General features: G+C 63.5%; 12 protein-coding genes. 8 read left to right on the top strand and 4 right to left on the bottom strand.

Annotated elements, in window-relative coordinates:
* The first annotated feature begins 67 nt into the window (after window positions 1-67).
* The 3 genes from ASC48_RS07350 to ASC48_RS07340 all read left to right on the top strand — a co-directional run bounded on the left by ASC48_RS07350 (window position 68) and on the right by ASC48_RS07340 (window position 2,515).
* Window positions 68-901: a patatin-like phospholipase family protein gene (locus ASC48_RS07350; protein ID WP_055455299.1), complete on the top strand. Its 834-nt coding sequence runs from the start codon at window positions 68-70 to the stop codon at window positions 899-901.
* A 141-nt stretch (window positions 902-1,042) separates the two neighbouring features.
* Window positions 1,043-1,396, top strand: coding sequence for a hypothetical protein (locus tag ASC48_RS07345; RefSeq protein WP_050471993.1), 354 nt, complete (start codon window positions 1,043-1,045; stop codon window positions 1,394-1,396).
* Between the two features lie 174 nt (window positions 1,397-1,570).
* Entirely contained in the window at window positions 1,571-2,515 is a 945-nt protein-coding gene (locus ASC48_RS07340) for an MBL fold metallo-hydrolase (protein ID WP_208975586.1), read from the top strand.
* A 5-nt stretch (window positions 2,516-2,520) separates the two neighbouring features.
* Here the strand turns inward: ASC48_RS07340 and ASC48_RS07335 are convergent, their stop codons facing one another.
* Window positions 2,521-3,003 (bottom strand): nucleoside deaminase, encoded by a 483-nt coding sequence (locus ASC48_RS07335; RefSeq protein WP_425270007.1) that lies wholly within the window; start codon window positions 3,001-3,003, stop codon window positions 2,521-2,523.
* A gap of 165 nt (window positions 3,004-3,168) precedes the next feature.
* On the opposite strand from ASC48_RS07335, the gene ASC48_RS07330 reads away from it, so the two are divergent.
* The 3 genes from ASC48_RS07330 to ASC48_RS07315 all read left to right on the top strand — a co-directional run bounded on the left by ASC48_RS07330 (window position 3,169) and on the right by ASC48_RS07315 (window position 7,417).
* Window positions 3,169-4,944, top strand: a complete 1,776-nt coding sequence (locus tag ASC48_RS07330; protein WP_082440019.1) for a pseudouridine synthase — start codon at window positions 3,169-3,171, stop codon at window positions 4,942-4,944.
* Between the two features lie 11 nt (window positions 4,945-4,955).
* Window positions 4,956-5,516, top strand: coding sequence for a 16S rRNA (guanine(966)-N(2))-methyltransferase RsmD (rsmD, locus tag ASC48_RS07325; RefSeq protein WP_055455097.1), 561 nt, complete (start codon window positions 4,956-4,958; stop codon window positions 5,514-5,516).
* A gap of 731 nt (window positions 5,517-6,247) precedes the next feature.
* On the top strand, window positions 6,248-7,417 hold the full coding sequence (locus tag ASC48_RS07315; protein ID WP_055455095.1) for a porin: 1,170 nt from the start codon (window positions 6,248-6,250) through the stop codon (window positions 7,415-7,417).
* 132 nt (window positions 7,418-7,549) lie between these two features.
* Here ASC48_RS07315 and mutL read toward each other — a convergent pair whose 3' ends face one another.
* Window positions 7,550-9,457, bottom strand: a complete 1,908-nt coding sequence (gene mutL / locus ASC48_RS07310) for a DNA mismatch repair endonuclease MutL (RefSeq protein ID WP_055455094.1) — start codon at window positions 9,455-9,457, stop codon at window positions 7,550-7,552.
* 187 nt (window positions 9,458-9,644) lie between these two features.
* Between mutL and ASC48_RS07305 the strand changes: the two genes are divergently transcribed.
* Window positions 9,645-10,517 (top strand): TIGR01459 family HAD-type hydrolase, encoded by an 873-nt coding sequence (locus ASC48_RS07305; protein ID WP_055455093.1) that lies wholly within the window; start codon window positions 9,645-9,647, stop codon window positions 10,515-10,517.
* Window positions 10,518-10,584: 67 nt separating this feature from the next.
* On the opposite strand, the gene ASC48_RS07300 is transcribed toward ASC48_RS07305, so the two are convergent.
* Window positions 10,585-11,265, bottom strand: coding sequence for a protein phosphatase CheZ (locus ASC48_RS07300; RefSeq protein ID WP_208975585.1), 681 nt, complete (start codon window positions 11,263-11,265; stop codon window positions 10,585-10,587).
* A gap of 190 nt (window positions 11,266-11,455) precedes the next feature.
* Entirely contained in the window at window positions 11,456-11,839 is a 384-nt protein-coding gene (locus tag ASC48_RS07295; RefSeq protein ID WP_019963146.1) for a response regulator, read from the bottom strand.
* A 252-nt stretch (window positions 11,840-12,091) separates the two neighbouring features.
* Here ASC48_RS07295 and ASC48_RS07290 point away from each other — a divergent pair, with 252 nt between their 5' ends.
* Window positions 12,092-12,550 (top strand): MaoC family dehydratase, encoded by a 459-nt coding sequence (locus ASC48_RS07290; protein ID WP_019963147.1) that lies wholly within the window; start codon window positions 12,092-12,094, stop codon window positions 12,548-12,550.
* Window positions 12,551-12,614 lie beyond the last annotated feature (64 nt).

Genomic DNA, 12,614 nt, shown 5'->3' with positions numbered 1-12,614 from the left:
ACGCAAGACAGGCACAACCCTGATACAGGAATATCTCCCCGCGCAGATGCAGGAAGCGAGTTTCAAGATGACCTACCCCCGGATCGGCCTTGCCCTTGGCGGCGGCGGAGCGCGCGGCATGTCCCATATTCCGGTGTTTCAGGCCTTTGACGATCTGGGCGTGAAGCCCTGCCACATCACCGGCTCATCCATCGGAGCGCTGCTGGGCGCCGGTTATGCGGCTGGCCTGTCTGGCACGGAACTGCATGACTATGCGCTTGAAACCTTCCGCCACCGCAACGCGCTGATTGCCCGTCTGTGGCAGCTGCGGCCCAAACGCTTCACCGACATGTTTACCGGCGGGATTGCGCAGTTCGATCCGCTGAAGGTGGTCAATCTGTTTGCCGCAGATCTGATCCCGGATCACTTCGAGGATCTGAAGATCCCGTTGACGGTGCTCGCCACTGATTTCTATGGCTGCAGCGAGATTGACATCACCACAGGTCCGCTGCGCCCCGCCATTGCCGCCTCCATCGCCATTCCGGCGGTGTTCCGGGCGGTCGAGATGGGCGGCAAGGTGCTGGTGGATGGCGGCATCGCCAATCCCCTGCCCTTTGACATACTGCCTGCCGATTGCGGGATCACCGTTGCCGTCGATGTGGTAGGCGTGCCCGTGCCGCGGCGTACCCACAAGAACGCACCGGCCACTCTGGACTCCCTGTTCGGATCCTCACAGATCCTCATGCGTACAATTACTGCAGAAAAGCTCAAGCAAAAACGGCCGGATATACTTGTGCGGCCAGCCGTCGACGACATCCGCGTTCTCGACTTCATGAAGACCCGGATGGTGCTTGAATCCGCAGCTCCGCTGCGTGAGCTTGTGAAGAAGCAGCTCTCCGAACTGCTCGAAAAAGCGGCGTAACCCGCCAGAATTCGCGGATCCCGTGTATTCACAGAGTGTTTTGATATCTTTTCCTGCCATTATTTGACGCGGAATGCCAAATTAACCATTGTTTAATATGCAAGATTGAGAATTTTTTCTGTATCCAGAAGGAGAAACCGCATGACCCGCGTTGCACCCCGGTCCTTGGATGAGGACACCTGCCCGGTCTCGGAAGAGACCTTCCAGCACCTGATGCACCTGAATGCAGCCTCGGCCGCAAGCGCTGCCGGAGATCTGCCGGAGGAGCAGAAAGCCCGGCTTGCGGTGTTCTGCTACCGCAAGGCGCATCTGCGGCCCATCGGGCTGATGATCGCAGCAGGCTGCAGCCTGCGCGCGCTGCTCGACGAGGCCGGTCATGCCGGTGAAATTCTTTACCGCCAGTCCCGCGAGATGCAGGCCAGCCTGCCCTGCGACAAGTTCCAGCCTCAGCGCGGCACAAGGCCGCCGGTAACTCTCTGTGTAATCAAGGGGTAAGGTCTTTCCTCCCGCCTGCCCCCGACTAGCGCCGCTCCGTCTTCCCCCCAGCCAGACATCCGGAGCGGCGCTTTTTCTTTGCCTTCCCGCCCGGCTCTGACGCAATTGTGAGCTTGTCTGCGAGAGAAACTGGCCTAGGCTTTCCTGTGTCAACGCATCAGGACGGGGTGCGCCATGGTCAGGAAAACCTCCACAAGCCGCAGCAGGTCAGCCCGTTTTGAAGAGCTCCGCGGCAAGAACGAAGCCACCTGGCGCAAGCCGATCGCCCATGTCCGGTCTGCCGCGCTGCTTCTGGCGGGCCTGAGCCTTGCCACTCCGGCTGCCGCAAGCTGCCAATTGATCGCTTCCGGCCCGCAGGCGCCTCAGACCAGCGGCTGGGCGCTGCCCTCCGGCATCAAGGTCGCCAGCGCGTCGCCGGATCTCGTCCTGCAGTTGGCGCAGGCGCCCTCTCTGGCACTGGACGAGGTGGGGCTGCGCTACATCGGCCATGCGACTTTCGAAATCACCAGCCCCAAGGGCGTGCGCATCGCAACGGACTACAACGACTACGAAAAGCCCGCTGTGCCGCCGCGCGTTGCGACCATGAACAACGCCCATTCCACCCACTTTACCCCCAACCCGGACCCGTCCATCGAGCATGTGCTCACGGGCTGGAACCCGGAAGGTGGCCCCATTGATCACGACATCCGCGTTGAAGACGTGCGCATCCGCAACCTGCCGACCAACGCCCGCGGCTGGGATGGGGAAACGCGCGCCTTCGGCAATTCCATCTTCATCTTCGAACTGGCTGACCTGTGCATTGCCCATCTCGGCCACCTGCATCACCAGCTGACGCCGGATGATCTGGCCACGCTCGGCCGGATCGACGTGGTTCTGGCGCCGGTGGACAATGCCGCCACCCTGCGCCTCGACAGCCTGATGGCGGTGCTGGACGGCATCAAGCCTAGCGTCGTGGTGCCGATGCATTTCCACTTCGCCGGTGCGCTGGAGCGCTTTCTCTCCCGTGCGGCAAGCGACGGCTGGGCCGTGACGCCTTATCCGACATCTGCTGCCGTCCTTTCCCGTAAGACAATCCCCAGTGAGCGGACGGTCATGGTGATGATGCCGGGCGGCGGATAGTCCCCTTAATCCTCCCGCCTGCTGCGGAAGAAGTCCTTCAGCAGTTGCGAGGCCTCAGCTTCGGCAAAGCCCGAATAGACCTCCGGTGCGTGGTGGCACGTAGAGCTGGCGTAGAAGCGCACGCCATGATCCACGGCGCCGCCTTTTTCATCCCCCGCCCCGTAGTAGAGCCTGCGGATGCGGGCGAAGGAGATGGCGCCTGCACACATGGGGCAAGGTTCCAGCGTGACATAGAGATCGCACTCAGGCAGCCGCTGGGAGGCGAGTACCTCGCAGGCCATGCGGATGACCAGCACCTCGGCATGGGCCGTGGGATCATTAAGTTCCAGCGTGCGGTTGCCCGCCCTTGCCAGAACCTCCCCCTGGCGCACCAGCACGGCCCCCACCGGCACTTCACCGCGCGAGGCGGCCAAACGCGCCTCTTCCAGTGCCAGATCCATGAAGGACTGCACGGGGGCGGTGCGGTCTGCTGCCTTGGGTGGGTTCATGTCCGGTTACGCTGCTATCTGCCTGTCTTTCTGGTGCTTTTAGAGCAAAGCAAGGCGCGCGTCAGCCGCTCCATCGCTTGAGGCGTTTGCCAAGAGCTGCGAATTTTGTGCGGCAGCCGCATTTGCTTGATTCCTAAACCGTGCAAGCTCTGCTATGAGGCGGCCATGACCGGCAATAAAACTCCTTCCCGGCCCCGCGGCAATCGCCCCGGCGGCCCGTCGCGCCGTAACGATGGCGCAGGCTCTTCCTCTTCCGGACGCAACGGCAACCGCGCGCCCGGCAAAGGCTTTTCTGGCCCCCGCTCTTCCGGCCCCCGCTTCGGTGGCACGAGCGGCCCCCAAGGCGAACGTCAGGGTGACCGCCAAGTTAACCGTCAGGGCCGCGATGGCGGCTTTGGCGAACGCGGCTATGGCCCGCGTGGCGGTCAGCGCGGCGACCGTAATGACGGCGCCCCGCGTGGTGACCGCCCGCAGCGCGATGGCTGGACCCCGCGTGGTGGCGGCCGTCCCTATCGTGATGACCGGCCGATGCGCAACGACCGGCCCAAGCGCGCGGACAGCAAGCCTGCGCCCAAGCGCCAGGCGGCGCCCAAGCCGCAGGCGGTGCGCGTTGCGCCCGAAGTGTCGTCCCATGACGGCGAGCGTATCGCCAAGGTGATGGCCCGCGCCGGACTGTGCTCGCGCCGCGATGCGGAAGTGTGGATCACGAACGGCCGCGTCAGCGTCAACGGCACCGTGCTGACCACTCCGGCCATCACCGTGACGGAAGACGACATCATTCTGGTGGATGGCGAGCCGCTGCCGCAGAAGGAGCGCACCCGCCTGTGGCTCTATCACAAGCCGCGCGGCCTGGTGACGACCAACTTCGACCCGGAAGGCCGTCCGACCGTATTCGAGAAGCTGCCCGCAGACCTGCCTCGTGTGGTGTCCGTCGGCCGCCTTGACATCAACACCGAAGGCCTGCTGCTGCTGACCAATGACGGCGGCCTTGCCCGTGTGCTGGAACTGCCCTCCACCGGCTGGCTGCGCCGCTACCGCGTGCGTGCCTTTGGCGAGATCACGCAGGACCAGCTGAACGCGCTGGCCGATGGCGTTGCCATCGACGGCGTGCTTTACGGCGGCATCGAGGCTGTGCTCGACAAGACGCAGGGCGACAACGTCTGGCTGACGCTGGGCCTGCGCGAGGGCAAGAACCGCGAAGTCAAGCGCGTGCTGGAGCATCTGGGCCTGTCGGTCAACCGGCTGATCCGCCTGTCCTTCGGCCCGTTCCAGCTTCTCGATCTGCCTGAGGGCGAGGCCCGCGAAATCAAGGGCCGCGTGCTGCGCGACCAGCTGGGCGACAAGCTGGCGGAAGCCGCAGGGGCTGATTTCGAAGCTCCTGTGCTGACCCTGGCCGCTCCGAAGGAAGAGCCGAAGAAAAAGAAGCCGCAGCAGGGTCCCAAGACCCGCGGCGAGTGGATGACCGCCCGTGAAGGTGCACAAGCCGTGAACCGCCCCAAGGGCCCGCGCAAGCCGCGCCCTGAAGGCGGCGAGCGCAGCTTTGGTGCCAGAGAGGGCGGACGTGATGGCAGCCGGGCGGGTGGCAAGCGTGAGCGTGGCGAGAGCCAGCGTCCGCAGAAGATCTCCCCGCGCAGCCGCTTCCGCCTGACGCGTGAGCCTTCTGTGCGCAAGGCAGAAGACGAGCGTCCGCAGCGCGCCCCCCGCCCCCGCCGGATCTGGGGGGATGAAGGCCTCGTTGAGGACAAGCAGCAGGAACAGCGCACCGGCCGTGACCGCAAGCCCGCCTTCCGTGACCCGGATGACCGGCCGATCCGTCCCCGCGAGCGTTCCGAGCGCGGTGACCGGCCTGACCGTGGAAACCGTCCCGTTCGCAGCGGCCCCGGCGGGCCGAAACGCGGCGGTGGCGACGGCGGTGGCTTCAAGCCCCGTTCGCGCGGCTAAGGGGACCGGTGATGCGCATCGTTGCCGGACGGTTCAAGGGCGCAAGCCTTGCCACGCCGAAGTCGGACGCCACGCGCCCGACTTCCGACCGGCTGCGCGAAACCATCTTCAACATCCTGCTGCACGGCGTTGGCGCGGATCTTGAGGGCGCACGGGTGCTGGATCTGTTTGCCGGCACAGGCGCCCTCGGCTTCGAAGCCATCAGCCGCGGCGCAAAACACGCCACTTTCGTTGAGGAAGGCGCGGATGCGCGCGGCGTGATCCGCCGCAACATGGAAGCCTTCGGCCTCAACGGCGCCGCCAAGATCCTGCGCCGGGATGCCACAAAACTGGGGGCTGCCGGAACAATCGAGCCGTTTGACCTGCTGTTCGCCGACCCGCCCTATGACAAGGGCCTCGGCGAACTGGCCCTGACCTCTGCCCGTGAGGGCGGCTGGCTGGCCGGTGGCGCCATCTGCGTTCTGGAAGAACGGGCCGGCAACACGGTTGCGCTTCCGGCCGGTTTCGAGCTTCTCGATCAGCGCACAAGCGGCGACAGTCAGGTGCTCTTTGCGCGCTGCATGCCGTCATAGGGGCGCCTTCCCGCCGTCAGGGCCGTCTGGCGGCGCAGGAAGCTTCTGCCGCGGCCGGGTGCGCCGCAGGATCCGGCCCAACCGCACCGGGGCCCGGTCTTCCAATGTGTGAAACAGGCCATTCAGCCGCAGAAAGCGCCGCCGCAGCCGCCGCAAAAGGCGCACAGCCCAAGGGCTGGCGGCAAGGATCATCACCAGGCCAAGGACCAGCAAGGGCAATCCGGTTGGCAAGGGCAAGGGCAGAGTGAGCCCTCCTGCAAGCAGGAGCGGAAGCGCGGCCAGCCAGACAATGCTTTTCATTTGAACCTGAAGTGTCCCAGCCGGGTGGCGTCAGCCGCCTGCGGACAATGCCGCACCGCCTGCCGTGCCGCACGGCCTCCCTGCGGCGCTTCCATGCCACGCATGCAAGACAGGCAGATGACGGAAAAATCCTCCCGCCGGAAGCCCCCACGGCCAGATGCGCCCATCTCTTCATCACACGGCTAAAACAGAGGCACGCAGCATCTTACTTGACTGCCAGCGATCTCGGCTTTCTGCATCTTTTATAGCCGAAACAACCGCGGAAAAGCTGTTTCGTGTCTTTTTTGCATCTACGCGGCCAAATGAGTAAACAGCCTGTTTTGCCCGATTTTCTTTTTCAGGAGCCCGCGTATCATCCTGCTATTGAATGTCGACTCATGCGTCCCAGCGGCTCCGGCACGGACAGCTGGCTCATTGGGAAGGATCTCTGAATGCGCAGTGTACGCCTGATTTCTGCAATGACACTCCTGGCTGCCTCGTCTGCTGGCGCCCTTGCAGCCGATCTCCCGGTTGCTCCCGAGCCGGTTGATTACGTCCGTGTCTGTGATGCCTATGGGACCGGTTTCTTCTACATCCCCGGCACCGAGACCTGCCTGCGCGTGGAAGGCCGTGTCCGCGCCGAATACCGTTTCGACAATTTCGGTAACCGCGACAACTCCTGGGACGACCGCGCGGACTTCGGCACCTACACCCGCGCCCGCGGCACAATCCGCCTCGATGCGCGTACGAACAGCGAATACGGGCTCGTCCGTGCCTACATCGACACCTACTTCGAGAACAATTCGAACGACGGGACCGGTACTGGTACCACGCTGGAACATGCCTTTGTGCAGTTCGGCAACTTCACCTTCGGCCGCACCGCATCCATGTATGACTTCTGGACCGGCTATTCCTACGGCAACTTCCAGACCCAGTATACGGATGTGCGCAACTGGGTTGCCGCCTATACGGCCGACCTCGGCAACGGTCTGACCACCACGGTTTCGATCGAAGACGGCACCACCCGCCGCTGGAACCTTGAGGGCGGTTCCGCCACCTATGCCGGCCACCGCCTGCCGGATCTGGTTGCCAACCTGCGCATCGATCAGGCCTGGGGTTCCGCACAGATCATGGGCGCCCTGCATGAAACCCGCTTTGAAGACACCGATGCGAAGACCAAGGCTGGTTATGCCATTGGCGCGGGTGTGCAGATCAATGTGCCCTTCCTGGGGGCAGGCGATGCCGTCGCACTGCAGGCCATGTATGGCAATGGCGCATCCGGCTATGTTCTCGACAGCTGGGACGATGCCATCACCGACGCGACGCTGGATGGCACCAAGACCAAGACCACCAAGGCCTGGGGCATTGGTGCGGGTTATCTGCATAACTTCAATGAGCAGTGGGACGCCAACATTGAAGGCGGTTACTACTCGGCCGATGCGGCTGGCTCTGCCAACGACTTCAAGCAGTGGGGCGCCAACTTCAACGTCAACTGGAAGCCGGTTTCCGACTTTTCCATCGGCACCGAATTCGCCTACCGCAGCTTCGATTACAACCGCAACTCGGGCCGCCGTGACCGCGACGAGTTCTACACCACGATCCGCGTCGAGCGCGTGTTCTGATGATGAAACGGGTTGGCATGGTGCGCCTGCGCCATGCCCCGTCCTGACACAGTCCCTCCCAGGACGAGACCAGAGGGCCGCCACCGTGCGGCCCTCTTCTTTTTGGAGCAGGTCCTGCTCCGAAACGGACCGCTATTTCCGGCCGAACAGCTTTTCGATATCGGAAAGTTTCAGCTCGATCCATGTCGGCCGGCCGTGGTTGCACTGGCCGGAAAGAGGCGTTGCCTCCATCTCGCGCAGCAGCGCGTCCATCTCTTCCGGACGCATGCGGCGGCCGGCGCGGATGGAGCCGTGGCAGGCCATCGTCGCGGCCACGTGATCGAGCTTTTCCTTGAGGCCTGAGGCGGTTTCCCACTCGGTCAATTCGTCGGCCAGATCCTGCACCAGCGCACGGATGTTGAGCGATTTCAGCATGGCGGGCGTTTCCCGCACGGCAATGGCACCGGGGCCGAAGGGCTCCAGCACCAGCCCGGCAGCCTCCAGCTCATCCGCATGTTCGGCCAGCCGGTGCACGTCCTCCTCGGGCAGCTCGACGATTTCCGGGATCAGCAGCATCTGCCGTGGCACGTCACGGGCGGCCAGCATTTCCTTCAGCCGCTCATAGACCAGCCGCTCATGCGCGGCATGCTGGTCGACGATGACAACCCCGTCCATGGTCTGGGAGATGATGTAGGTCTCATGCACCTGCGCCCGCGCTGCCCCCAGCGGGCGGTGCATGTTCTCCTGGCCCGCCGGCTCGCTATGCGCCCGCGCATCGGCGGAGGGCATGACGATGTCAGCCAGGGCGGCCTGAGCAGCTTCGGCAAAGCCCTGTGCTCCGGCCGGAGCCGCATCGTCCTCCGGGGGCCGGTAGGCAGAACTGCGCCAGTCCCAGCCCCCCTGCGGCTGCGCAGGCCTTGGGGCGGGACGCCAGCCCCCTCCACCATAACTGGCCTGATAGGCGGCGGAGCGCTGCGGGCCGCTACCTGGCGCCTCACCCATGCCCGGCGCCATGCCGGTCCGCAGCGCCTCCATGGCTGCGGCAGCGTTGGAGGTGGACGACCTGTGCCCTGCCATCACCAGCGACTGCTTGATCGCCCCGACGAGCAGCCCGCGCACCAGTTGCCCGTCGCGGAAGCGCACATCTGCCTTGGCCGGATGCACATTCACATCCACCAGAGCCGGGTCCAGATCGATATAGAGCACCACCACCGGATGCCGGTCCCGGGCAAGCACATCCGCATAGGCGCCGCGCAGACCGGACAGCAGCAGCTTGTCGCGCACCGGGCGGCCATTGACATAGAAGAACTGCTGCTGCGCCGTGCCCTTGTTATAGGTGGGAAGGCCGGCAAAACCGGTCAGGCGCACGCCCTCCCGCTCTGCCGTGATCTCCATGGCATTGTCGAGAAACTCCTTGCCCAGAACCTGTGCCAGCCGCGCCATGCGCGGATTCTCGCCGCGCGCTGCGGGCCAGCTTTGCGCGGTCCGGTCCGAACCGGACAGCTGGAACCCAACCTCCGGATAGGCCAGCGCGATGCGGCGGACCACATCCGTCACGGCGGCGGCCTCCGCCTTGTCAGTCTTGAGGAATTTCAGGCGGGCGGGCGTTGCAAAGAAGAGATCGCGCACTTCCACCTGGGTGCCCTTGTGGCGGGCAGCCGGATGCACATCACTCTCCGTTCCGCCCTCGACCTCGATGCGCCAGGCATGGGGTTCCTGCGCATGCCGGGTGATGATGCCAAGCCTTGCGATGGAGCCGATGGAGGGCAGCGCTTCGCCCCGGAAGCCGAGGGTGCGGATGTCGAAGAGGTCTTCCTCATGCAGCTTCGACGTACAATGGCGGCGCACGGCCAGCGCCAGATCGGCTGCCGTCATGCCAAGGCCGTCGTCGGAGACACGCATCAGGGTCTTGCCGCCTGCAGCCGTCACAATGTCGATGCTGGAGGCGCCCGCATCGACCGCATTCTCCACCAGCTCCTTGATCACGCTGGCGGGCCGTTCGATCACCTCGCCTGCCGCGATGCGGTTGATCACCGCCTCGCCCAGTTGTCTGACTGCCATCTGCCTGTCCTGCGGCGCCTGTCTTAGGGCGCCAGTCTGCTGCTGTCTCTGTCTGATGCTATCTGTGTCCGGGCAGCTGTCATGCCCGGTTTCTCCCGCAGGCGGCTTCGTATATTGTCCGCCAGCCTGCGCGGGACAACCTCCCGATTCCCGCCAATGTTACCAGATCAGCCCGGAAGAGGCCTCCATGAACGCAACAGCCCCCTTGCTCATCCCCGGCCTCAGTGCCATTGCGCCTGATTACAGGGGCATTCTCAGTGATGTCTGGGGCGTGCTGCACAATGGTGTCGCCGCCTTTCCTGCGGCGCATGAGGCGCTGACCCGCTTCCGCCAGGAGCAGCGCGGCGCGGTGGTGCTCATCACCAACGCCCCCCGCCCGGCCGAACCGATCCACGAGCAGCTGGCCATGCTCGGCGTGCCGCGCCATGCCTACGATGATATCGTGACATCCGGCGACGTCACCCGCCACCTGCTGATCAGCAGCACGGAGCGCAAGTGCTTCCACATCGGCCCGGAGCGTGATCTCAGCCTCTATGACGGCACCGGCCTTGAAATTGTGAGCGAGTCAGACGCCGATCTGATCAGCTGCACCGGCCTGTTCGACGATGAAACCGAGACGCCGGACGACTACCGGGACCAGTTGCAGGCCCTTGCCGCCCGTGGGCTTCTGATGGTCTGTGCCAATCCGGATATCGTTGTGGAGCGCGGCGACAAGCTGATCTGGTGTGCCGGTGCCCTTGCCCGCCTCTATGAGGATCTGGGCGGCCGCGTCACCCTGCCGGGCAAGCCGCACAAGCCGATCTATGATGCGGCACTTGCCCGCCTGCAGCAGATTCAGGGCTCGGACTTCGACCGCTCGAAGGTACTGGCCATCGGCGACGGCCTGCCAACGGACATTCGCGGCGCAGACGCCCAGAACCTGGACGTGCTGTTCATCACCGGCGGCATCCATGCCTCGGATTTCGGCCCGGTCGAAACGCCGGATGAGGCGCTGATCCGCCGGCGCCTCGCGGAAGAGGGCTTCTCCGCCCGCGCCGCCCTGCCGCGCCTCAGCTGGTAACCGATCCAAAGCAAAGGGCCGCAGCGTCACCGCTACGGCCCTTCTTGATTCGAAGATCAGTCAGACGTCAGCCGAACAGCTTGTCGATGTCGTCCTGAGAACCGCCACCGCTCATCATGGCGTCAATATCGTCCTGCGACACGCCTTCACCAGCCAGCTGAGGGCCGTGGAGAATCAGCTCCCGCCTGCGGCGATCGGCTTCGGTTTCCTCGGCCGCCGGTTCCATCGTTTCCACAATGCGCAGCTTCTCAACGAAGGCGGAGACGCGCTGGTCGATGTAGTTGAGGGTGTCCACGACCTTGGAAATGCGCTGCCCGGTGATGTCCTGGAAAGCGCAGGCCTCGAAGATCTCGATCATCTTGCTGTTGACGAGTTCCTGATAGGCCAAGCTATCCGACGTGTCGGCGCCCATGATTTCCTCGGCAGCCGTCATGATCGTGTGCGTCGCCGATTCGGTCGCCTCGACGATGGCATCGAGTTCGCGCCCGGCATCGGGAATCTTCTGCTGCTTCATGTCATTGGCACGCAGCGCGGTGATTTCTTCCTTCATCCGCGTGATTTCGCCAGCGATTGCCTTCAGCTCGCCAGTCACTGCCGGCTGCACCGCCAGCAGAAAATCATGCATGGAGCCGCTCATGACTTCGGCAAGCTGCATGACATCATTCAGGCCAACTTCCCCGTCACGGTATTTGTTTTTTTCCAAAAACTCGATGACGCGGACCACGTTCTCTTTTGTAATTGTGGCCATTGTTCTGCCCTCCAGTTGGGTAGCCAGTACCGTTGACCCGTTCTGCTGCCTGGAACGGGACCTCCCTCTGCACCATTTTCCGGAGTGCCATCCGGGCAATGACAGACGTGAGAAAATCGGTCTGACCCGCCACTCAGGCGGACGTGGCTGCGAGAGGAGCAGCACAGTCCGCCGGGGTGAGCGAATTCTGTCAGTCTGCGAAGACCGCTTCGATCTTGCCCTTCAGCGTCTGCGCGTTGAACGGCTTCACGATATAGTTGTTCACGCCGGCCTTCTTGGCGGCGATCACGTTTTCGGTCTTGGACTCGGCAGTCACCATGATGAACGGCGTCTTGGAGAGACTTGCGTCAGCGCGAACCTGCTTGAGCAGCTCGTAACCGGTCATCGGTTCCATGTTCCAGTCGGAGATGACCAGGCCATACTTGCGCTGCTTCATCTTCTCCAAGGCTTCCGTACCATCGGCTGCATCGTCGATATCTTCAAAACCAAGCTGCTTCAACAGGTTCCGGATAATCCGGATCATGGTCTTGTAATCATCGACCACCAGGACCGGCATCGAAAGGTCAAGGGCCATTGTCTACTCCATACTGTCAATTACAGGGCCCACCCTCTGGGCCGGAAATGACGAGATCTGACGTTTCAGGAGGAAGACACGATGATCGTGTTCCCACCTCCCCATACTTGAGCAATCTAAGCGGTTCCCCTGAAAAGACCGTTAATAGCGCAAGGCATTTTCTTCCCCCAAAGGCGTATTGTGTCCGAGCACTCCGCCCCATAGCGTGCGTACCGGTATTTAAGGGCACGTTTCTGGTATTGGGAGGCAAAAATGCTTGAGCTGCGTCAGCTTTGCTACGAGGACCTGAGCGAGGGCATGAGCGAGACTCTGACGAAGCACGTGAGCGCATCTGATATTGTCGGCTTTGCCGAGGTGTCCGGTGACCGCAATCCTATTCACTTGTCTGAGCATTTTGCCGCACGCACGCCCTTCCGGACGCGCATCGCCCATGGGCTTTATACTGCGAGCCTTATCTCAGCCTTGCTTGGCACGCGCCTTCCCGGCCCCGGCGCGATTTATCTGTCGCAGACCCTGAATTTCAAGGCACCGGTGCGGATCGGTGATGACGTGACGGTGGAGGTGAAGGTCGCGGAGCTTCTGCCCAAGGGCAACCGTGCCCGGCTTTCCTGCATCTGCCGGGTCGGGGAGACGGTGGTTCTGGAAGGCGAAGCCATGGTCAAGGTCCCCGCCCGGGGGACCGAGCGGGACTTTCCCGGCCACCAGAGCTGAGGGTTCACGCAGCACGGACGGCGGCCAAAGTGCGCTTGACGAAAGGCCGTGAAAACGGCAGGGT

This window comes from Pannonibacter indicus, from assembly GCF_001418225.1.
Classification (GTDB): Bacteria; Pseudomonadota; Alphaproteobacteria; order Rhizobiales; family Stappiaceae; genus Pannonibacter; species Pannonibacter indicus.
The sequence above is the reverse complement of the archived record's forward strand: the minus strand, read 5'-3'. Positions and strand labels throughout refer to the sequence as shown.